Source organism: Vibrio sp. SG41-7, assembly GCF_014164465.1.
GTDB classification, from domain to species: Bacteria; Pseudomonadota; Gammaproteobacteria; order Enterobacterales; family Vibrionaceae; genus Vibrio; species Vibrio splendidus.
Map to the genome: position 1 here is coordinate 1 of NZ_JACJFF010000010.1, position 19,195 is coordinate 19,195.

Genomic DNA, 19,195 nt, shown 5'->3' on the forward strand with positions numbered 1-19,195 from the left:
GCCCATTAACGCACCCGAAGGATTGTTAGTGTCGTTTCCGCTCGACTTGCATGTGTTAGGCCTGCCGCCAGCGTTCAATCTGAGCCATGATCAAACTCTTCAATTTAAAGTTTTGATTACCTAAACTAATAGGTGTGACTCAACGAATACTGACTTCAAAACTATTCTTTATAAATAAAGAGTGTAATTTTAAAGCTATTATCTTTCCAACAGAAAGATAATGAATTGACTGTGCTCTTTTTGGCTTTCACTTTAAAAAGTGAAATCAAACAGCTCAAGGCTGTACCAAATTGAATTGGTCACTCAGTTCATTGAAATCAATTTTGATTCCGAGGAATCTGTTTTACTTCTCTTTATAAAAAGGGAAAATAAAACGTTTTGATATTCATCAACGAGTGCCCACACAGATTGATAGGTTTAAATTATTAAAGAGCTTTGCTTATCGAAACTTTCTTTTTACAAAGAAACCTTTGAAAGCGGACGTGAATTCTAGCGATTTAATCTTAAGTGTCAAACACTTTTTAAAATTAATTTCTTTCGAACTTTCCGTCTTACTGACTACCGCTGAAGCCTTGTGGCATCTGCCGTGTCAGTGAGGCGGCATTATAGAGATCATCGAAAACATGGCAACCCCTATTTTAATAAAAATTCAAAAAAGTTGCTTAAGCGGCTACTTTTACGTCAAAACCCTCTTTCACAGGTTAAAGCTCATACAATCAAGAGCATATAACTTAGAATTTTGCGACTAGATCTTTCGAAAATGCCTCTATATCCAGTTCGATACTCCACTTTTCACTTAGCTCCACTATGTTATCTAGCGATTGCTGAACCGTTTTTATCGTCAATGTATTGTTATCTAGGTCGTATACCTGTTTTTGCGTAGTGTAATAGAAGTAAAGGATAGTTAATGCTTCTCGATCACCTTGCTCAGCTTTCGGTTGAATACGCTTGAGCTTACGATAGATTTGATTGTGAGTTTGTTTAAGGTTCCACACATAAAGCGCTTCCTTAAAATACTCATGCCCTTTCACTCGGCTTGCGATAAACGCATTCAAAGCGACAGATAAGATCACCCCAAGTACGTTCAAATGAAAGTTCCCTGTCGATTCACCAGTAATTGAAGTTGCCGAGCCAAACAATTCGATCAGAATGGTGCCGAATACAATGGCAAACAAGGCGAGTGACCCAACCAATGAAACCAACAGTAGGTTCATCTTCTTTCTATATTCTTCTTTATTTATCTTCTGTAACTTCATCGACTACTTCCTTATGTAAGTCACCTAATAATTTGCGCATACTATCTATGTAAACCTTGGTTCGCTTCAACCTTTACCATCTTGTAATGTGGTCACTCTCTATTTAATACGTATAGTTCTTCTGGTCAGTACTATACATAACTCCATTTGACTTCATTAATAGAAAAGAGTTACATACCGCCATAATTTTGGTTATTCATCAATTCATGTTGATAAAGTCTGTTTCGCTTTATCACATACTGACAAGGTACATTCCATGCGTTCATTTGTATTACGCGCTCGCGCAGCCCCTACAGAGAGCAAACTTATCTTAGAGGGTGTTGGGCAAGATGCTCATACTGAGATTCTGGCTCATACTCTGATGAACACGATCTTCGTTGCTCAATCTCACCGTGAGAATGTCACCGTGCACCTTGTGCTAGAGAGTACTAAAGACTTTTCACGTACCATTACATTCGATTCAAATGAAATCACCAACATTGGTGGCTTTCATGAATCTGCACTGTTATCTGCGGTAGTGAGAGCGGTTGACGCTTCTCAAGGCATGACAAAAGAACAGACACGTCAGGTAGAACCGGGCATCACTGTCCGTACCATGAGCTTTGAAAAGTTGGTCAAAGAACTGGCCGAAGACCACCAGCTGTACATGATGGATAAGAAAGGCGACTTTATCCGTGATGCAGAGATTGCGGAAAACCCATGTTTCCTTCTAACTGACCATATCCCTATGCCGAAGAAAAGCTACAACAGCTTGAAGCGTTTAGGGACAGAGAAAATCAGCTTAGGTCCAAACATGCTGTTTGCTTCTCAGTGTGTTGTGTTGATCAACAATGAGCTTGATTTAAGAGACTTCTAATTCTCTGCCACCACTTATTAAGCGATATCCCTTAAAACCCAGCCTTCCGTTGGGTTTTTTATTGCTTATCCTCCACATGACAATCCTCTCTTTACTACATAGTGACCTGTAATCATTTCGCTATTTTCAGCTTTGTTGCATTAAACCTCGGAGCAATGCCTCTCTCTAACTCATTCAATCTTATAAATTTCTCATATCACTTCTATACTGATTCCAATCTTAAATAATTGTGTTAAAGGCAAAGGATGAGCGTATTAACCGTATTCTTCTGTGGTACAGGCTCAAACTCAGAAGACAACAATCACAAAAACTATGTTTCTGGCGAATTGATTTCGACGCTAGCGAAGAATGCAACGGGCAGAGACATGATTGACTACATTCAAGTGGATGGCGTTGGCAGTGGGAATCAGAACGAGTGGTTGAAGCAAGGTAAGGACGACACGTATTCTGGAGTTAAGGGAACATTGCTAGGCAAAGGCATCGACAGCAACATGCGTCATGTACTGAATATCTTGCGCGGAAGCCAACAAGATAAGAATAACTACATGAAGAGAGCAAAAGGACTGCTTAGCGAATCTCGCCCAGAAAAGTCAGCTTGGCCTTTCGCAACCAATCAGAAATATCAAGATTGGTTGAAAGATTCACAAGCTCTAGCTGCAGATTTAAAACAAGGGATTGCCGCTCGTCAGCAAAACATTGCGATTGAACGCCAAACTAAACCCATTAGCCAAGTTAACATCGTGGGTTGGAGCCGCGGCGGTGTCAGTTGCTTTGAATTGGCGAACCGAATGCTCAAAGATCCCAAGCTAAGCCATATTCCAGTCAACATCTTTGCGTGTGACCCAGTTCCCGGTGGGATGAACGCATTCAAGGATTACAAATTACTGGGCAAAAACGTCAAACAGATCGTATGTGTTTTTGCTGAAGACGAACGCTCATTGGCTTTCAAAGCGAGAATGCCACGCTTGTCCCCTTCCACTAAATATTACACTACCTACATGCCAGGCCGACACGGTACTTTGGTGGGTAATGCCAATACCTCAGGCGGAAGTAAAGGTGCGGGGTTACTTACTGGCCCCGGGCTAGTGACTCGTGATTTCATGGAAAAAGTGTTAACTGGTTGGGGAGCGCAACTTAAGGCGAACTCGACGTTGAATTTTTCTAGGCAGCGCATCATCGAGTTATACGAGCAAATGCGCAGTAATGAAGAATACTTCAATAAAATGCACGGCATGACTTACACGGCAAAAAACCGACTGTTATGGACAAGCAAAGATAGAATCGGCCAGCAGAGAGAGCGTCGCTATGGGATTCCAATGTATCGTTTTCAGTTCCCCGGAATCACTAACAATTATGGCGATGCTATTAATCGTCATCACTGTGATGTGTTAGCCACCAATGCTTTCGCTGCATACGGTACTTCGGCTGCGCTGCCAAACGCAGTCTGATAATCATGCTTTGTTAATCCCATTTCAGGGCGGAACAACCTAAACAAAAAAGAGCTCAACTATGTGAGCTCTTTTTTATTATCGATGGTGCTATCTCGTAATCAGAACTGATTAACCAAAGATGAAGCTGTATAGGAAGCCCGCACCCATCGCCATGCTTAGGATAACGAATAGGAATGCTGCAATCATTTGGTTTTTGAAGATTGATTTAAGCAGGATAACTTCTGTCAAACTTGCACCCGCACTACCAATGATCAATGCCATTACCGAACCTAACGCCATACCTTTCTGAACTAGAGCAGCACTTAGTGGGATTACCGCTTCAGCACGAATGTATAATGGGATACCAATCACGGCTGCTACTGGAATCGCATACCACATACCTTCACCAGCGTATTCTGCAATTAGGTCTGTAGGAATGAAGCCGTAGATGAATGAACCAATCGCGATACCCATCATTAGGTAAGGGAAAACTTGTTTGAAGTCTTTCCAAGTTGAGAACCAAATTCTCATCCAACGGCTAGGCTCTTTCTTCTCTACGATTTCAGCCGTCGCACTTCCATCCGTTGAGCAGCATGAAACAGTGACTTGTGGTTCTTCTTTTTTAGAATCGCAGCAAGATGTCTCCTTAGTCATTACTGGTGCAGGTTCGCCACATACACTTGTACCACATGAAGATTCCGCTTTAGCCGGTGCTGCTTTCTCAGGAGCAGAGTCACCACAGCTAGTGCCACAGCTTGAAGCTGAACCTGTTGATTCATACGCTTCAGGTTTTACGTAACGCTCAAAGCCAAGCTTCTCAAGTGCGTAACCAGCCACTACAGACACCGTCATTGCTACAAGGAAGTAGAACACAGCAACTTGCCAGCCGAAGGTAATCACGAACAAACCAATGATAACCGGGTTCAATAGTGGGCTACCGAATAGGAACACCATCATTGGACCGAAACCCGCTCTTGCACGCAGCAATCCTTTTAAGAAAGGAATGGTCGAACATGAACAGAAAGGTGTAATTGCACCCAATAGTGCTGCAACCACATAACCCTTACCATTACGTGAGCTCAGGATAGATTGAATCTTTTCTGGTGTAAGGAACTCTTGAAGAATCCCAACAATGTAGCTGATCGCTAAGAAAAGGATAATTAGCTCTACTGCTAAGAAAGCGAACATATCAAGTGCGTCTTTTAGCATTGTTAACATTTCATTGCTCATAATTAACTCCAAACTGGATTGAAGGTCGGGCTCTATGAGAAAAGTAACCAACCCTTAATTCGAATATTCTCGAATTATAGAAATAAACAGCTCCAGATCAAGCTTTATTTCGATAAAAATCGAAATGACTTTCTAAAACACATTTTTTCAATGACTTACACAGCCACCGTTTTTAAATTTGAATTCGACATACATTTCGACTAACATCGAAATTAAATCTTGAGGAGTTAATATGAACTTAGAAGTCGTTGCGAAAGCACTTAAAGAGTTGGGCCACCCTATTCGCCTAACCATTTATAAGAGTGTCGTTAAAGCTGGCTACCAAGGCATTGCAGTTGGCGGCCTACAAGAAGAGCTAGGAATTCCCGGTTCTACCTTGTCTCACCACATATCAAGCTTGGCGTCTGCGGGCCTAATCAGCCAAAGACGAGAAGGAAGAACTCTATTCTGCGTGGCGGAGTATGAGTGCCTAGAAGGTGTGATTGATTTCTTACAAGACGAGTGTTGCGTAAATGAACAGTGCAACTGATGCACCTTTGAACGGGGCACCTTTGAATAAGGCACCTTTAAAGCTCGAACAAGTCTGGGCCGAGTATCAGCAAGCGTTAAAGTCATTCTTGAATTCTAAGGTCAACAACACCGCCGATGTAGACGACTTGCTTCAAGAGATCTTGATTAAGACTTATCAGAACTTAGATAAGGTACAAGATGCGAGCAGCGTAAAGTCGTGGCTATTCCAATTAGCCAATCACACGATCATCGACTTTTACCGTAAGCACGCTCGACAACAACGTGATAGCCAAATTGATGCTGAAGATCTTTGGTTTACCGATTTAGACCACAATTCTGAGTTCAAGCAGAAGCTTTCATTATGTATTGAACCCTTTATTCAGGCGTTACCAGAACAAAGTTCATCATTACTGCTTGCTGTCGACATCAAAGGCCAAAGCCAGAAAGAGATCGCAGAGGCTCAAAACATCAGCTACTCAACCGTTAAGTCTCGTGTTCAGAAAAGCCGCGGGGATCTTAAGAACTTGTTTGAAGAGTGCTGTAACCTGTCCCTTGATCAACAAGGCAATGTGATTGATTGCGAGCTTAAGTCGGACGCTAGCTGCGGCAAGTGTTAATCGCTACATGGAACCCGTTATTTCAATAGAACAAAGCCAGCAATTGATGCTGGCTTTATTGTTTTCATAATCTGCAAATCACGCTTTGTTTATGCGAATCGAGTGCTTAAGCGAACCTAGTGCTTGAGCGAACCGAACTATGTTGCTTCCGCTTTTACCACAGGTTGATAGCGCCCCGGTTTATGATTCATTGCTAGAATCAAGTTGGTGACTATCGCACCAAGCACAGACAGGAGAACCAATGACACATCAACAATGAACAGAGAAAGCACAACAATCGTGCAGTCTAGTGCCATCTGAACCTTACCCGCTCGAATTCCAAAACGTTCTTGTAAGAACAACGCCAGAATGTTGAAGCCACCTAAGCTCATCTTATGACGGAAAATCACCAGCATGCCGGTACCAATCAAGCCACCACCAAGTAAAGCTGCATACAATGTATGAATTTCGGCAATTTGAATCACGTGATACAAGTGATCCACGGCGAACGAAACAATCGAAACAGCGATAAAGGTATTGATGGTGAAGCGCCAGCCCATACGAGAAACCGACAAAATATAGAAAGGTAAGTTAAGTGCGAAGAACACTTGGCCAAAGCTTAGGTCTGTTACTTTGGTAATGAAGATCGCTAGACCAGCCGTGCCTCCGGTGAGCAAACCGACTTGGTTGAAAAAGATAACGCCGAGTGAAACCAGTGCGCTACCTAAGAGCAGTGCCAGTAAATTTTCGCGAAGGTTATGATCTTTATCCATGTGAATGACTCTCCCTGAATCTTTTAACATCGCGTTTCAGTAGTTTTGAAACGATTTATGCCCAAATTTACGATGTTTGACAGATAAGTCGAGTTAATGGCCAATGTTGATTAGTGATTAGTTTGTATATTAGTTTTTACAGTTTTGTGAAATCTTCAATTAAACAGACAGTTACAATCTTGCATTTGAACTTTCATTCTTAATTACATACTTCTATCTATTAACCAGTAAACTTCGAGTTTTCCTATTTATTGGTCACGTTTCGCCCCAATTCTAACGACGCATAAATCTATGCGTAAAACGCATAGACTAAATCACAAATGGTCATTTGATACATACCCTACTCGTCATTATGATGCGCGACTTCTTACAACATTGAGCGCATGTAAACACCTTATGTTTTCACAATCTCTTTTTGCCCAACTGGCCAGAATGACGCTATTTCTCGTCATTAGTTTGGTTATTGTGCATCACAGTCAGCCATTGATTGATCTCTTGGCTCAGCATGCCGTGAGCAGTGGCTGCCACCAGCAATCAGCGCATGAGCATTCTGGGCACGAACATCACCATGAGATGACTGACCAACACATGTCAGCGCAAGACCACTCACATCACCACCATTAATTTAAGAGTATTAGAATGAGCATTTTCCGTTTTCCTTTACTGGTATGGCTTGGGATAGGCACACTTATTATCAGTCTAGGGATCAGACAATCATTCGGCATTTTCATGATGCCAATTTCAGAGCATTTCGGCACGGGGCGAGAGTTTTTCAGCTTCGCGATTGCGCTACAAAACCTATTGTTTGGCGTGTTCCAACCTTTTGTTGGTATGGCTGCTGACAAATGGGGAGCAAGACGCATCATTATTGCTGGCGCATGTGCTTACGGTTTGGGTTTACTTCTTACCTCTATTTCTACCGAATCAAGCATGCTTTACGTTTCACTAGGCGCGCTCGTTGGCCTTGGGTTAAGTGCGACGAGCTATGTGATCGTATTAGGCGCGGTAGCAAAAGTAGTACCTGCAGAGCACGCAGCGAAGGCATTTGGTTTAACCACAGCAGCAGGTTCATTTGGTATGTTCGCGGTAATTCCGGGCGCGCAATACATGTTGAACGAATTTGACTGGCAGAGTGCGATGCAAGTCTTTGGCGTACTTTGTTGTTTCATGATCTCTTTTGCGCTGTTTATGCGAGCGCCGAGATCGACAACCAATAAACAAGTTGAAGACAACCAAACACTAAAAGAAGCGCTGTCTGAGGCGTTTGCGAACAAAAGTTATTGGTTAATTCATGCAGGCTTCTTCGTGTGTGGTTTCCATGTGATGTTCATTGCGACGCACTTACCGAGTTACTTAGCCGACAAAAACCTGCCAGCGAGCAGCGCTGCGATGGCACTGGCTTACGTTGGCATCTTCAACATCTTCGGGTCTTACTTCTGGGGTGTGATGGGCGACAAGTTCAGCAAGCGTCATGTAATGTCAGCACTGTACTTAGTGCGTACCGTGGTTATCGGAGCTTTTGTCACTTTGCCTGTTACTGAGTCAACCGCGGCTATCTTCGGCGCGGCAATTGGATTCTGTTGGTTGGGTACAGTTCCGCTAACTTCTGGCTTAGTTCGTCAGATCTTCGGTGCTCGTTACCTGTCAACGTTGTACGGTTTGGTGTTCTTTACTCACCAAGTAGGTAGCTTCTTAGGCGCTTGGGTTGGCGGTCGTATTTACGATTACTACGGTTCTTACGAGCCAATCTGGTGGTCAACCGTGGTACTTGCATTTGCGGCAGCGCTTATCCATTTACCAATCAATGACAAGCCGATTGAGCGACTGAAATTGGCAATGGCTTAACGTTTAACACTGACTCCCCCACTAGTGTAAACAACAAGTCGTTCCAATAAAGCGAGTGAGTATTGAAAGGAAGCATCCTGATATACTCACTCGCTTTTTTGTTAGTCACTATTTCACCAATTAAAACGGTCGATATTTGCATAAACCTCACTGAATAATAAGACTATCCTTTTCGTTTTAATTTATAGTATCCACTCGCTCCTTTAAAACTAATCCGCAGGCTTATGGAATACATAGATCAGACTGTCCTTATCGCAATGGCACTCATTTTTGCTGGCTCATTTGTGCAAACCGCAATCGGCTTTGGTTTGGCTATTGTTGCAGCCCCACTGCTGTTTTTGGTCTCACCAGACTATGTACCTGCGCCTATCTGCTTGGTTGGCCTGTTTATCTCTTTATTCAACGCCTTTAAACACCGTGCAAACATTTCTATTGGCGGGTTAAAAATCGCATTGCTGGGCCGCATTCCAGGCTCACTGGCAGGCGGAGCATTATTGGTGATGGTTTCAACGAGCGTGTTGTCATTATGGTTAGGCTTATTGGTGGTATTTGCAGTGATTGTTAGCCTACTGCCATTCAGACTCGAACCAACCCCAATCAAGATGGGTATTGCAGGGTTCTTCTCTGGGTTCTTTGGCACCAGTTCTGGTATTGGTGGTCCACCGATGGCACTGCTACTCCAACACCAAGATGCCAATCAGCTTCGTGGTAACCTTTCTGCGTTTTTCGTGTTTAGTTCGATCATTTCGTTGGTAGTACAGATCCCAATTGGCTTCTTCACGCTACACCACTTGATCATCACTATACCTTTGCTGCCTGCTGCTTGGTTGGGTTACAAAGTGGCGTTAATGACGACACAAAGCATCCCTAAAGAGAAGATACGCATTGGTTCATTACTGCTATGTTCTCTCAGTGGCTTTACGGCAATCTGGCAGGGTTTAGCTGGCTAGTTATTGGCGATAAAGACCGAAAAAGACAGCTTAAAAAACCAACACAGTTCAAACACCCAATAGATAAAAGGACGCTCTATGACTTACGACGAATTCAATGCATTCTGCGAGTCACTGCCTGCAACCAGTTATGTGATGCAGTGGAATAACTCGCACGTTTGGAAAGTGGGTGGCAAGGTGTTTGCGATTGGTGGTTGGGGACCGAAAGATGAGCCTGCGTTTATCTTCAAGGCATCTGATCAGAACTTCGATTTTCTGAAAGAGGAACCCGGTTATAAACCTGCTCCCTACTTTGCTTCGCGTGGTATGAAATGGATTCAGCTGTTTGAAAGCACGCCAGAAAGGGATGAGGAGCTGAGATACTACCTCACTGAGTCACACCGAATTGTGTCCTTAAGTCTAACCAAAAAGAAACAAGCAGAGCTAGGGCTCAATCAATAACGTTTATTACGTACTGCTAGTCTGAGCCCTTCTTTTACAGTGAGGAAGGCTCCCTAAGAAGTCTGTTTCAAAAATGCAGGTAAATAGCGTTCTATTTTTTGCTCTGAGATAAGCGGCACCAATAAATAGATCAAACCCGCAAAGGCAATAGATCCGGCTAAGTCTTCTGGTCGATGCATGCCAAGCCAAACACGGCTATAGGCGACACCACCAGCCCAAACCAGTAAACCGCCGACTAGATAAAAGCGTTTCGCCTCTAGGAGAAGACCACCAAAGAACGCCAAACACACACCGACAAAGATCATATGTCCAGATGGGAAAGAGTAGTCCGTTTCACCCAGCCAGTGACGCGTTCGCCACTCGCTCACCTTATCTTGTACAGACTCAATCGCAGCATTCTTTTCAACCAATGGTAATTCGTAAAACACTTCCGGCATTTCAACCACTTCCTGCGTCACCAAATACTCAGAATAAGGACGAGGGCTCTCAGTGGAATGCTTTAAGAAGGTTTTCGCTGCAAAGCTAAGCACCAACAACAAGCCGAGCTGCAGACAAAGACTGACTAACTTAGCTTTGGAAAACTTCATCGTGAACAATACTAAAGACAAAATCGCTAGCGTTACCAAGAATCCTTGATTGCCCGCAGAGTAAGTCACAAACGTTATGAAGGCTCCATAGAAAGGCAAAACAGCACTTCCAAGGTCGAAGTCAGATCCAAAGATCAAAAAGGGTATGAGGGAATACAAACTTAGAACGAGCAGTAATAAGCCTTTGGATTTGTTAGAGAACAGAGAAGTCATGGCTAAGATCTTTTAGATAAAGTGGTCGGATGCTATCGCAGCTTAGCATCGTCAATATCAATTTTATGTCAAAACGGTCAGTCAGCCGTCATGGTGTAACAATATTCGATTAATGGACCTCTTGAGTATTGATTCGGTGAACAGCCACGCCAGCACCAATAATGTTCAACATCCATTTATGTTCATAGAGATAGCAAAAACCACTGAAACCAGACGAGACAAAGGCATCATCCCACTAAGTAGACTACCGGACGCGTTCTGCTGATAAAGTGAACACTTACCGGATTATAAGGCCAGAATCTTAAAAACTTTGCTGTCAGTCCTTTAAATCCACTATTGAAAGGATTACCATCTGGTCTGCTTTCAAAAGCAAAACAGATTATTAATTTTTATTCTCAGGGCGGGGCGAAATTCCCCACCGGCGGTATGTCCTTAGCAAAATCTAAAGATAAGCCCGCGAGCGCTCGATTCGTCGAGGTCAGCAGATCTGGTGAGATGCCAGAGCCGACGGTTATAGTCCGGATGAGAGAGAATGAAAACACACTCGTTTAAGTTGGAAAGGCGTACCCGCGTGAGTTGGGTTCATGCCTCCAACTTAGACGGGTGCATTTCGTTTTGGATAAAACCATAATGAGCTAAAGTTGACTTGTAATGAGTAGGCTTTGTTGTGCTCGGTTGAGATCCCTCATACAGCCCTGATTCTGGTGATATTTTAGGAGTTTAACCATGAATCAGTCTTCACTACTTGCCGAATTTGGCGAACCAATCACTCGCGTTGAAAACGCACTGCAAGCTCTACGCGAAGGTCGTGGCGTACTTCTACTTGACGATGAAGATCGTGAGAACGAAGGCGACATCATCTACTCAGTAGAACACCTGACGAATGCTCAAATGGCGCTTATGATCCGCGAATGCAGCGGCATTGTGTGCCTGTGTCTAACTGACGAGCAAGCGAACCAACTTGAACTTCCACCTATGGTTGTTGATAACAACAGCGCAAACCAAACTGCGTTTACCGTAACTATCGAAGCGAAAGTTGGCGTAACAACAGGTGTTTCTGCCGCTGACCGTGTAACAACGATCAAGACAGCTGCAAATCCAACAGCTAAGCCTACTGACCTTGCTCGCCCTGGCCACGTATTCCCATTGCGTGCTCGTAAAGGTGGTGTACTTGCTCGTCGCGGCCACACAGAAGGTACAGTGGATCTTATGCAAATGGCTGGTCTTCAATCGGCAGGCGTACTGTGTGAAGTAACCAACCCAGATGGCACGATGGCAAAAGCGCCAGAGATCGTTGCTTTCGGTAAAATGCACAACATGCCAGTACTGACCATTGAAGATATGGTTATGTACCGCACTGAGTTCGACCTTAAGCTTGCATAGCGCTTAATCGTCAGTGTCCAGCGCTGGCGATAATTGGATCGCTAATAAATATTGAAAGGCCTAATTCTTTAATGCTGTTTCTAGTTAATAGCATTAAAGAATTAGGCCTTTTTAATTTCCGTATTTTGAGACGAGCTAGAGATTGATCGCCGAAGTGTCCCTACCTATCGAAACCTCCCCAGCCTAATCACAAGAAAAGCGTAACCTCTCAAAAAATCCTGCAAAATATGAGAAACAGTCACTCAAATGGTGAAGTCATGCACCATTATTGATCATTCATAAGCACATGAAAATCATAAATAACTGAAATATAACACTTATTTATTTTGGCACGGTGTCTGCACTACCACTAAGTAGGTATACACATATTAGGAGTTAAATATGTTTGTAATTATTTCAGTTGGTTTATCCATAGCAGTACTTGCTGCCCTATTTCATTTCTCAAGGAAGAGACAAACGGCGCTATCACACAGGTTTGAAACCTTAGTTTTGCTTAGAGAGCTATTGTTGTTATCACGTAAACATCGCGCTGCAACGCATTACGCTCTGGCGTATAAATTGTCTAGCGACTCGATTCGTAAAGTGAACGAGATTTACGACAACATACTTGAGGTCTCTGAATTGCTTCAATCTCATGTTTCGTTTGATAGCCGCCCTATGTATCGCATCTATCACCTTAAGCTCATTGCCATGCACAGCGACTGGCAAAACCGCAGTTTGGTGCGTAACCAATCGATTCATGGCAAAACAATTCGCCACAGCATGTTCTTGATGGATGAAGTGATGATCATCTGGCTGATCCAGTCTGAGCGAGAAGACATGAGTAGTGAATACCACATGAATTGGCAACAGATCTTAGACTGCATGGAGATCTTGACCAAGCTGAGAATGTGCATACCTGATATGGAGAAGCCTGAGGAGTATGCGAGATTCAAATTCTACGCATCTCAGACACACCGCAAACTCAACCAATTATCGATTATCTGCCCTATCAGCAGTGGGTCACCCATTTGTACACGTGCGATGCATGCACTTACCGAGATCGCATCAAGTACTGAAGCGACCCAGCCAGCAGATAGCATGTACGAGTTAACCAGTGATATCTCTACTGTGGTATCGCAAGTCTACGACCAAGTATTATCAGACATTACCAAAAGCTTGTATCAGCCTTTACCTAGCATCAACGATAAGGTGATAAATACCCGATTATCCGTACATCATTACATGTAAAGACTTCGTGAGAGGAGAGCGTGCTGGAACTCTGAATTATTGAGTTCAAATCCGATATCACCTTTGATATCGGATTTTTGTATTTATGGGCTTATATATTTATTTGGTTCTATTTTAGGACGAGACAAGTTATGAGCGATGTAAGCTTAAACGTCTTCAGATTTAATATCGTTAGACCAAGCTTCTGCTGCAAAATCAATAAACTGACGAACAACAGGCAGCTGATAACTGCGAGACAAGTACACCGCCCAAAGCACACTACTCGGTGAAACAAAATCATCCAAAATTCGTTTCAGCTTCCCTTCAGCAATCAACGGATTCGCTAAATCACAAGGTAATCGAACAACCCCTTTGCCATGCTGTGCGGCGCGAGCTAACACCCCAACATCGTTGGCCTTAATAGTCCCCGACACCTCAACCGAATAATGTTGGTTATCCTTAACAAAATCCCACTTAGAGACACTCAAATGACGAAAACAATTGTGTTGTCTAAGCGCTTCAACCGTTTCAGGTTCACCGTGTTTGTCTAGGTAGTCTTGTGAGGCACACACCACCGAATCAATTTCCATTAGCTTTCGAGCAATCAAACTATCGTCAGGTTGATCGGTATAGCGCAGCGCAATATCGATTCTATCATCCACCAGCTGAGCAAAATGGTCAGAAGCAAATAGCTCTACCGTGATACTGGGATGAAGCTCTGTGAACTGTTCAACCACACTCAACAGCATATGTTGAGTCAAGCCAATTGGGGCTGCTATTCGAATGGTTCCGGAAAGAGCATCGGTTTGATTAAGTGCTGTGACTTCTAGCTCCGCCGTTTCATGGAGTATTTTTTCGCAACGTTGTAGCGCAATCTCCCCTGCTGTCGTCAAACTTACCTTACGAGTCGTTCTGTGCAGAAGCCTTTGTTTTAACCACCCTTCGATCTCTTGAACATGCCGTGAAACCTGTAAACGGCTCATGTCCAAATGCTCTGCTGCTTGAGTAAAACTGGCGCAATTTGCGACTTCAACAAAGCTACGCATCGCCGTCAACCTGTCCATCACACTCTCCCTTACCGACTTAACCAAGCCTATTAGATAACTGTATAGATACAATCTACATCATTTCACGATATTTATCGCAATCTAGTGAGCTATTAGACTGCAATGGCTGTCGAGAAACAGACTCAATAAATTAGATAATTGGAGAGACATTATGAAAATTGCAGTATTAGGCGCATCAGGTTGGATTGGTAGTCACATAGCTCAAGAAGCTCAATCTCGCGGACACGAAGTTGTTGCTGTTGTAAGAGATGCAAGCCGCGTAGAAATCAGCGATGTTGAAGTTCGTTCATTTGATTTACAAGATGAAGCGGCAAGTCTAGCGACCGCTTTCTCAGGCGTTGATGCGGTAATTGCTTCGATTGGTGGACGCGCTCTAGGCAATCACGACATCGTAAAAAACACAGCAGTTAAGTTGCTTGATACATTGCCAAGCATTGGCATCGAACGTCTACTTTGGGTAGGAGGTGCAGGCTCATTAGAAGTGGCGCCAAACGTACCGTTAGTTACCGTTCCTGACTTCCCTGCGGACTACAAAAACGAAGCGCTAGCACAGGGTGAAGCGCTTGAAGTGTTCAAACAATCTAATGACAAGGTTAACTGGACATTCGTTAGCCCTGCTGCGGAAATCTTCCCGGGCGATAAGCTATCAACCTACCGCACAGGTGGTGATCAACTGCTCACTGACGAAGATGGCAACAGCAAAATATCCGTCAGCGACTACGCTATCGCGATGATTGATGAACTAGAAGCTGGCAAGTTCCCACGCCAACGTATTGGTGTCGCGTACTAGTCAGCTCATATATAAAAACTAAAAAAGCCGCTTGTTCAAAACAATGCGGCTTTCTCATCTTTATATTGAGCATTCCTTTAATCCAATGGCAGGTGCCCCGTTTTCACTAGGATAACCGTCTCTTCTTCCACATAAGGGAAATGCTCGCTCATATGAGGGCTACGCATCCATGTGTGTTTTGGATATTCGCCATGTTCATCTTTAAAAGTGCCTGACAACACAAAAATCTCTTCACCACCAAAGTGACGGTGCGGCTGAAAACGTTCGCCAACAGGCCACTTCACTAAAGCGACATGCTCGTGCTCGAATTCATGCAGTGGCATCACTTGTAAACCACCAATACCCGGAAGCCACTCTGTTTCTAGAGTATTAATGCGAACTTGAGTTAAGTCTCTCGCATCAAACTGGTTAAGCTTCACCAAGATCGTGCAACCATTTTTGCTTGATGGAGAATGCGCACTGCCCGGGGGATTACGGATATAAGTACCGGCAGGGAAATCTCCAGTTTCATCAGAGAAAACACCGTCTAACACGAAGATTTCTTCGCCTTGCGGATGTGGGTGCTCAGAAAACGAAGATTCCGGTTCGTACTTCACAACACTGGTCGTGTGACCTGATTCTTTCTCTTCTCTTTCAAGTGGCTTACGCCAAACCCCTTTAGCAGGGCTCGCGATCCAATCTAATGTCTCGGTTTCTATAACCAGTCTCTTTGAAAAGTCCATGTTGAACATAATGGCGACCTTACTCTTGTTATCGTTTTAATTATTATTGTTGTCTTTCTCGTTTCTATTCTACGCGAATACTCATCAAGGAGGCCATCTCGCTGCTATTTTACCCGCGCGACAGCCACCTAAAAAGAATCCTGATTAATTGCGGCCAGCGATCACGCCACCATCAACATCCCAGATTGCACCCGTTACCCAATCAGCACTGTCTGACAATAAGAAAGAGATGCTATTGGCGATGTCTTTCGGCAAACCTACTCGACCAATAGGGTGGAACGCGTTGAAGCCTTCTAACGCTTGATCCACTTCTTCCGGCTTAATGAAAGATTCGTAAATCGGTGTTTTAACCACAGCCGGGGAAACCGCATTCACACGAATGTTATGCTCAGCCAGTTCCATTGCCATGTGTTGTGTTAATGCGTGCAGGCCAGCTTTAGCCATTGAATAAGCAGAAGATGGCGTCGCTTTGATTGCTTGCTTGCCCCACATAGAACCAACGTTAACCACACTGCCACCGCCATTCTTGATCATCAATTTACTTATCGCTTGAGTAATGAAGAAGGTTGCCTTATTAAGCTGCATGTATTGCTCGTAATCCGATTCTTGGTGCTCAATAAACGCTTTAGGGTTGAAGTAACCCGCCGCATTAACAAGGTAACCAATACCTTCATCTAACGACTCAAGGTGTTCGATAAGGCGACACACACTCGCATCATCATAAAGGTTAGCTTGCCAACCAGAAGCATGGCCTATTGATTGAAGCTCTGACACCGCTTTATCTAACTTAGTTGGGTTATTGCCGACAACCAACACATGGATGTTCTGAGCGACTAACTGCTTCGCTGTTTCAAAGCCCATACCACTTGTGCCACCGATTACTACTGCAATACCATTTTTAGTGAAGTTCATTTTGTTATCTCCTAAGTCATGTGAACGTGGTAATCTTAGGCCTTGAACTAACACTATGAATAGTAAGTACAAATCGGTTAGGTAGGTACTTATTGGTACATCTTTATGAAAAATCAGGAAAACTTTTTTTCAAGAAAATCAGCACCAGAGCGATCAGCTCGCATGGTAGAAACCATCTACGGCTGTAAATGGTCGCTAACGGTCTACCAATTGCTCGCAAATGGCATTAATCGCCCTGGTGAAATGGTGCGCTCGGTCGAAGGGTTATCGACCAAGGTATTGAATGAATGTTTGAAGCGAAATGTAGAATTTGGGATTTTAGATAAGCAAATGTTCAACGAACTGCCACCAAGAGTTGAATACCAAGTGACTCCGTTCGGCGAGAAGTTTTTGTTGATTCTAGACCAGCTAGAAAACCTACAAAACGAAATCGACGAGATGTAAGTTCAAGCCAGTCCAACTATTGTCAAAAGAAGGAGGAAGGTAGGCAGCACGCACTATTTAGCTGACTGGCATTTGCTCAAAGCGACCTTTTACAAAATCAATGAAGGTTCGAATTCGGCTTGGTTGATAGCGGTCTCGATGGTAGATCGCTGAAAAGTCGACCTTAGGCACCACCCATTCTTCAAACACTTGCAGCAATTGCCCGTCGTTCAGTTCTTGTAAGCAATAGATGGTTGGAACACGAATAATTCCGTTGCCCGACTTCGCGCCCTGCACTAACACTCGGCCATTTTTACATTGCAGTCTGCCCGTCACATGCACATCGACCGTTTTCTTAGTGTCGTCCAGTGCTTGAAAACTCCACTTACGCACCGACCCCGTTAAGCAGTCATGGTGGATCAGATCTTTAGGATGACTTGGCTTTCCTTTACGAGCGAAATACTCAGGGCTCGCGAGTGTTCCCATCTCAATGTCCAGAAGCTTTCTTGCGATAAACCCTGCATCTTCTAAGCTTCCCATGCGAAAAGCGATATCGAACGCGTCTTCAATCAAGTCGACTCGGTTACTACTGAAATCAAGACTGATGCTGATGTCTGGGTAGAGCTGCATAAACTCATTCACTAGATCCGCAATGATCACCTCACCCAAATAACCGCCGACACAGTTTACTTTTATATCGCCGCGCACCTCTTCGACATCGTCCACCGCAGCAATCAGAGCTTGGTCTATATTATCTAAGGCTTGTTCACATCTCGCGTATAGATCTTGCCCTGCGTGCGTCAGCCTTAAAGTTCGAGTGGTGCGGATAAACAGGGTCACTCCCATCTGCTTTTCTAGACTACTCACTTGGCGTGATACGTGGGAACGAGACACATCTAACTCCTCCGCCGCTTTGGTGAAATTACCTAAACGAGCGATCAGCACGAAGGAGCGAATATCAGACAGATTAATTTGATTGAGCATAGTCGCCAGCTTACTAATGAAGTTATGAGATAGACGCTTTTATTGTTGCACCACAGCAACAGTGTTTCAAGTAAAGCGCTATATATCAACAATGCTATTTTCCTTAATATACCTCCATCGCAACGAAGCAAGGCAACAAGCACTTGATTCGAAGGCACTTAAACAATACGTCGTAGCCAACCGACGCAATAAAAGTACAGAGGAAATAAAATGAAAAAACTAATCGTAATTACAGGTGCAAGCTCTGGTATTGGTGAAGCAATCGCTCGTCGTCTAAGCGATGAAGGCCACCCTCTGCTACTTTTAGCTCGTCGTATTGACCGCCTTGAAGCGCTGAACCTACCAAACTCTCTATCTGTGAAAGTAGACGTAACAGACAAATCTTCTTTTGATGCAGCAATCGCACAAGGTGAAGAGAAATTTGGTCCTGTAGATGCGCTTATCAACAACGCTGGCGCAATGCTTCTTGGTCAAATCGATACTCAAGACGCACAAGAGTGGAAGACAATGTTCGATGTGAACGTGATTGGTCTTCTAAACGGCATGCAATCTGTACTTGCTCCGATGATGGAGCGCAACACAGGTACTATCATCAACATCAGCTCTATCGCGGGTAAGAAAACATTCCCAAGCCACGCAGCTTACTGTGGTACTAAATTCGCTGTTCACGCGATTTCTGAAAACGTTCGTGAAGAAGTGGCGGCTTCAAACGTTCGTGTTACCACTATTGCACCGGGTGCTGTAGAAACTGAGCTTCTGTCTCACACAACATCTCAAGAGATCAAAGACGGTTACGATTCTTGGAAAGAAGACATGGGCGGCGTATTGGCAGCTGACGATATCGCTCGCGCTGTATCATTCGCTTACCAACAACCACAGAACGTATGTATCCGTGAAATTGCTCTAGCACCAACTAAGCAACAACCATAGGCCTTTGCTATCGCTACTAAACAAGCGATGAACTAAAAAGCACCACTACTTATTCAGTAGTGGCGCTTTTGTTTTTATTAAGTCTAGC

Annotated in this window: 21 protein-coding genes and 1 riboswitch; of the genes, 13 read left to right on the forward strand and 8 right to left on the reverse strand. The window is 43.8% G+C overall.

Translation table 11 applies throughout. The features are described from left to right. Positions 1 to 731: 731 nt before the first annotated feature. Entirely contained in the window at positions 732 to 1,256 is a 525-nt protein-coding gene (locus H5300_RS04235; RefSeq protein WP_102549413.1) for a DUF3087 family protein, read from the reverse strand. A gap of 256 nt (positions 1,257 to 1,512) precedes the next feature. On the opposite strand from H5300_RS04235, the gene trmY reads away from it, so the two are divergent. Then, positions 1,513 to 2,112 (forward strand): tRNA (pseudouridine(54)-N(1))-methyltransferase TrmY, encoded by a 600-nt coding sequence (trmY, locus tag H5300_RS04240; RefSeq protein ID WP_017083166.1) that lies wholly within the window; start codon positions 1,513 to 1,515, stop codon positions 2,110 to 2,112. Between the two features lie 245 nt (positions 2,113 to 2,357). Next, positions 2,358 to 3,560, forward strand: a complete 1,203-nt coding sequence (locus tag H5300_RS04245) for a hypothetical protein (RefSeq protein WP_182795491.1) — start codon at positions 2,358 to 2,360, stop codon at positions 3,558 to 3,560. A gap of 111 nt (positions 3,561 to 3,671) precedes the next feature. On the opposite strand, the gene H5300_RS04250 is transcribed toward H5300_RS04245, so the two are convergent. After that, positions 3,672 to 4,772, reverse strand: a complete 1,101-nt coding sequence (locus H5300_RS04250) for a permease (protein WP_182795492.1) — start codon at positions 4,770 to 4,772, stop codon at positions 3,672 to 3,674. A 232-nt stretch (positions 4,773 to 5,004) separates the two neighbouring features. Here H5300_RS04250 and H5300_RS04255 point away from each other — a divergent pair, with 232 nt between their 5' ends. Next, positions 5,005 to 5,301 (forward strand): helix-turn-helix transcriptional regulator, encoded by a 297-nt coding sequence (locus H5300_RS04255; protein ID WP_004733042.1) that lies wholly within the window; start codon positions 5,005 to 5,007, stop codon positions 5,299 to 5,301. Further along, the gene (gene sigZ / locus H5300_RS04260) at positions 5,285 to 5,899 is read left to right on the forward strand and encodes an RNA polymerase sigma factor SigZ (protein ID WP_182795493.1); all 615 of its coding nucleotides are present in this window, start codon (positions 5,285 to 5,287) and stop codon (positions 5,897 to 5,899) included. Before H5300_RS04255 ends, sigZ begins: the two co-directional genes overlap by 17 nt. Positions 5,900 to 6,036: 137 nt before the next feature. Here the strand turns inward: sigZ and H5300_RS04265 are convergent, their stop codons facing one another. Further along, a complete protein-coding gene (locus tag H5300_RS04265) occupies positions 6,037 to 6,651 on the reverse strand; it encodes a YitT family protein (protein ID WP_136997082.1) in 615 nt (204 codons plus the stop codon). 396 nt (positions 6,652 to 7,047) lie between these two features. Here H5300_RS04265 and H5300_RS04270 point away from each other — a divergent pair, with 396 nt between their 5' ends. From H5300_RS04270 to H5300_RS04285, 4 genes are all read left to right on the forward strand, one after another. Next, positions 7,048 to 7,275 carry a hypothetical protein gene (locus H5300_RS04270; protein WP_076644891.1) on the forward strand — a complete coding sequence of 76 codons (228 nt, stop codon included), beginning with the start codon at positions 7,048 to 7,050 and terminating at the stop codon, positions 7,273 to 7,275. A gap of 15 nt (positions 7,276 to 7,290) precedes the next feature. Further along, positions 7,291 to 8,496 carry an MFS transporter gene (locus H5300_RS04275; protein WP_017090862.1) on the forward strand — a complete coding sequence of 402 codons (1,206 nt, stop codon included), beginning with the start codon at positions 7,291 to 7,293 and terminating at the stop codon, positions 8,494 to 8,496. 224 nt (positions 8,497 to 8,720) lie between these two features. Further along, entirely contained in the window at positions 8,721 to 9,446 is a 726-nt protein-coding gene (locus H5300_RS04280) for a sulfite exporter TauE/SafE family protein (protein ID WP_017083156.1), read from the forward strand. A gap of 78 nt (positions 9,447 to 9,524) precedes the next feature. Then, positions 9,525 to 9,887: an MmcQ/YjbR family DNA-binding protein gene (locus H5300_RS04285; protein WP_182795494.1), complete on the forward strand. Its 363-nt coding sequence runs from the start codon at positions 9,525 to 9,527 to the stop codon at positions 9,885 to 9,887. 53 nt (positions 9,888 to 9,940) lie between these two features. Here the strand turns inward: H5300_RS04285 and H5300_RS04290 are convergent, their stop codons facing one another. Next, entirely contained in the window at positions 9,941 to 10,687 is a 747-nt protein-coding gene (locus H5300_RS04290; RefSeq protein WP_017090860.1) for a phosphatase PAP2 family protein, read from the reverse strand. Positions 10,688 to 11,074: 387 nt separating this feature from the next. Then, positions 11,075 to 11,225, forward strand: a riboswitch (FMN riboswitch). A gap of 188 nt (positions 11,226 to 11,413) precedes the next feature. On the opposite strand from H5300_RS04290, the gene ribB reads away from it, so the two are divergent. Beyond that, positions 11,414 to 12,070: a 3,4-dihydroxy-2-butanone-4-phosphate synthase gene (gene ribB, locus H5300_RS04295; protein ID WP_004733029.1), complete on the forward strand. Its 657-nt coding sequence runs from the start codon at positions 11,414 to 11,416 to the stop codon at positions 12,068 to 12,070. 381 nt (positions 12,071 to 12,451) lie between these two features. After that, entirely contained in the window at positions 12,452 to 13,300 is an 849-nt protein-coding gene (locus tag H5300_RS04300) for a hypothetical protein (RefSeq protein WP_017090859.1), read from the forward strand. Positions 13,301 to 13,446: 146 nt separating this feature from the next. Here H5300_RS04300 and H5300_RS04305 read toward each other — a convergent pair whose 3' ends face one another. Continuing rightward, on the reverse strand, positions 13,447 to 14,343 hold the full coding sequence (locus H5300_RS04305) for a LysR family transcriptional regulator (protein ID WP_065681112.1): 897 nt from the start codon (positions 14,341 to 14,343) through the stop codon (positions 13,447 to 13,449). 154 nt (positions 14,344 to 14,497) lie between these two features. On the opposite strand from H5300_RS04305, the gene H5300_RS04310 reads away from it, so the two are divergent. Then, positions 14,498 to 15,136 (forward strand): NAD(P)-dependent oxidoreductase, encoded by a 639-nt coding sequence (locus H5300_RS04310; protein ID WP_102449298.1) that lies wholly within the window; start codon positions 14,498 to 14,500, stop codon positions 15,134 to 15,136. A 77-nt stretch (positions 15,137 to 15,213) separates the two neighbouring features. Here H5300_RS04310 and H5300_RS04315 read toward each other — a convergent pair whose 3' ends face one another. Both H5300_RS04315 and H5300_RS04320 read right to left on the reverse strand, forming a co-directional pair. Further along, the gene (locus tag H5300_RS04315) at positions 15,214 to 15,867 is read right to left on the reverse strand and encodes a cupin domain-containing protein (RefSeq protein ID WP_102449299.1); all 654 of its coding nucleotides are present in this window, start codon (positions 15,865 to 15,867) and stop codon (positions 15,214 to 15,216) included. Between the two features lie 135 nt (positions 15,868 to 16,002). Beyond that, on the reverse strand, positions 16,003 to 16,770 hold the full coding sequence (locus H5300_RS04320) for an SDR family NAD(P)-dependent oxidoreductase (RefSeq protein WP_004733019.1): 768 nt from the start codon (positions 16,768 to 16,770) through the stop codon (positions 16,003 to 16,005). A 105-nt stretch (positions 16,771 to 16,875) separates the two neighbouring features. On the opposite strand from H5300_RS04320, the gene H5300_RS04325 reads away from it, so the two are divergent. Further along, positions 16,876 to 17,214 carry a helix-turn-helix domain-containing protein gene (locus H5300_RS04325; protein WP_004733017.1) on the forward strand — a complete coding sequence of 113 codons (339 nt, stop codon included), beginning with the start codon at positions 16,876 to 16,878 and terminating at the stop codon, positions 17,212 to 17,214. A gap of 57 nt (positions 17,215 to 17,271) precedes the next feature. On the opposite strand, the gene H5300_RS04330 is transcribed toward H5300_RS04325, so the two are convergent. After that, on the reverse strand, positions 17,272 to 18,177 hold the full coding sequence (locus H5300_RS04330) for a LysR family transcriptional regulator (protein WP_004733015.1): 906 nt from the start codon (positions 18,175 to 18,177) through the stop codon (positions 17,272 to 17,274). Positions 18,178 to 18,387: 210 nt separating this feature from the next. On the opposite strand from H5300_RS04330, the gene H5300_RS04335 reads away from it, so the two are divergent. Continuing rightward, a complete protein-coding gene (locus H5300_RS04335) occupies positions 18,388 to 19,107 on the forward strand; it encodes an SDR family oxidoreductase (protein WP_017083148.1) in 720 nt (239 codons plus the stop codon). Positions 19,108 to 19,195: the final 88 nt, after the last annotated feature.

What these genes read in the sequence shown, in the direction of transcription:
- H5300_RS04335 (WP_017083148.1), top strand. Translation starts at nt 18,388, where the DNA reads ATGAAAAAACTAATCGTAATTACAGGTGCAAGCTCTGGTATTGGTGAA.
- H5300_RS04270 (WP_076644891.1), top strand. Translation starts at nt 7,048, where the DNA reads ATGTTTTCACAATCTCTTTTTGCCCAACTGGCCAGAATGACGCTATTT.
- H5300_RS04285 (WP_182795494.1), top strand. Translation starts at nt 9,525, where the DNA reads ATGACTTACGACGAATTCAATGCATTCTGCGAGTCACTGCCTGCAACC.
- H5300_RS04305 (WP_065681112.1), bottom strand. Translation starts at nt 14,343, where the DNA reads ATGGACAGGTTGACGGCGATGCGTAGCTTTGTTGAAGTCGCAAATTGC.
- H5300_RS04275 (WP_017090862.1), top strand. Translation starts at nt 7,291, where the DNA reads ATGAGCATTTTCCGTTTTCCTTTACTGGTATGGCTTGGGATAGGCACA.
- H5300_RS04250 (WP_182795492.1), bottom strand. Translation starts at nt 4,772, where the DNA reads ATGAGCAATGAAATGTTAACAATGCTAAAAGACGCACTTGATATGTTC.
- sigZ (WP_182795493.1), top strand. Translation starts at nt 5,285, where the DNA reads ATGAACAGTGCAACTGATGCACCTTTGAACGGGGCACCTTTGAATAAG.
- H5300_RS04315 (WP_102449299.1), bottom strand. Translation starts at nt 15,867, where the DNA reads ATGTTCAACATGGACTTTTCAAAGAGACTGGTTATAGAAACCGAGACA.
- H5300_RS04325 (WP_004733017.1), top strand. Translation starts at nt 16,876, where the DNA reads ATGAAAAATCAGGAAAACTTTTTTTCAAGAAAATCAGCACCAGAGCGA.
- H5300_RS04265 (WP_136997082.1), bottom strand. Translation starts at nt 6,651, where the DNA reads ATGGATAAAGATCATAACCTTCGCGAAAATTTACTGGCACTGCTCTTA.
- H5300_RS04290 (WP_017090860.1), bottom strand. Translation starts at nt 10,687, where the DNA reads ATGACTTCTCTGTTCTCTAACAAATCCAAAGGCTTATTACTGCTCGTT.
- H5300_RS04255 (WP_004733042.1), top strand. Translation starts at nt 5,005, where the DNA reads ATGAACTTAGAAGTCGTTGCGAAAGCACTTAAAGAGTTGGGCCACCCT.
- H5300_RS04330 (WP_004733015.1), bottom strand. Translation starts at nt 18,177, where the DNA reads ATGCTCAATCAAATTAATCTGTCTGATATTCGCTCCTTCGTGCTGATC.
- H5300_RS04320 (WP_004733019.1), bottom strand. Translation starts at nt 16,770, where the DNA reads ATGAACTTCACTAAAAATGGTATTGCAGTAGTAATCGGTGGCACAAGT.
- H5300_RS04235 (WP_102549413.1), bottom strand. Translation starts at nt 1,256, where the DNA reads ATGAAGTTACAGAAGATAAATAAAGAAGAATATAGAAAGAAGATGAAC.
- H5300_RS04245 (WP_182795491.1), top strand. Translation starts at nt 2,358, where the DNA reads ATGAGCGTATTAACCGTATTCTTCTGTGGTACAGGCTCAAACTCAGAA.
- H5300_RS04310 (WP_102449298.1), top strand. Translation starts at nt 14,498, where the DNA reads ATGAAAATTGCAGTATTAGGCGCATCAGGTTGGATTGGTAGTCACATA.
- ribB (WP_004733029.1), top strand. Translation starts at nt 11,414, where the DNA reads ATGAATCAGTCTTCACTACTTGCCGAATTTGGCGAACCAATCACTCGC.
- H5300_RS04300 (WP_017090859.1), top strand. Translation starts at nt 12,452, where the DNA reads ATGTTTGTAATTATTTCAGTTGGTTTATCCATAGCAGTACTTGCTGCC.
- H5300_RS04280 (WP_017083156.1), top strand. Translation starts at nt 8,721, where the DNA reads ATGGAATACATAGATCAGACTGTCCTTATCGCAATGGCACTCATTTTT.
- trmY (WP_017083166.1), top strand. Translation starts at nt 1,513, where the DNA reads ATGCGTTCATTTGTATTACGCGCTCGCGCAGCCCCTACAGAGAGCAAA.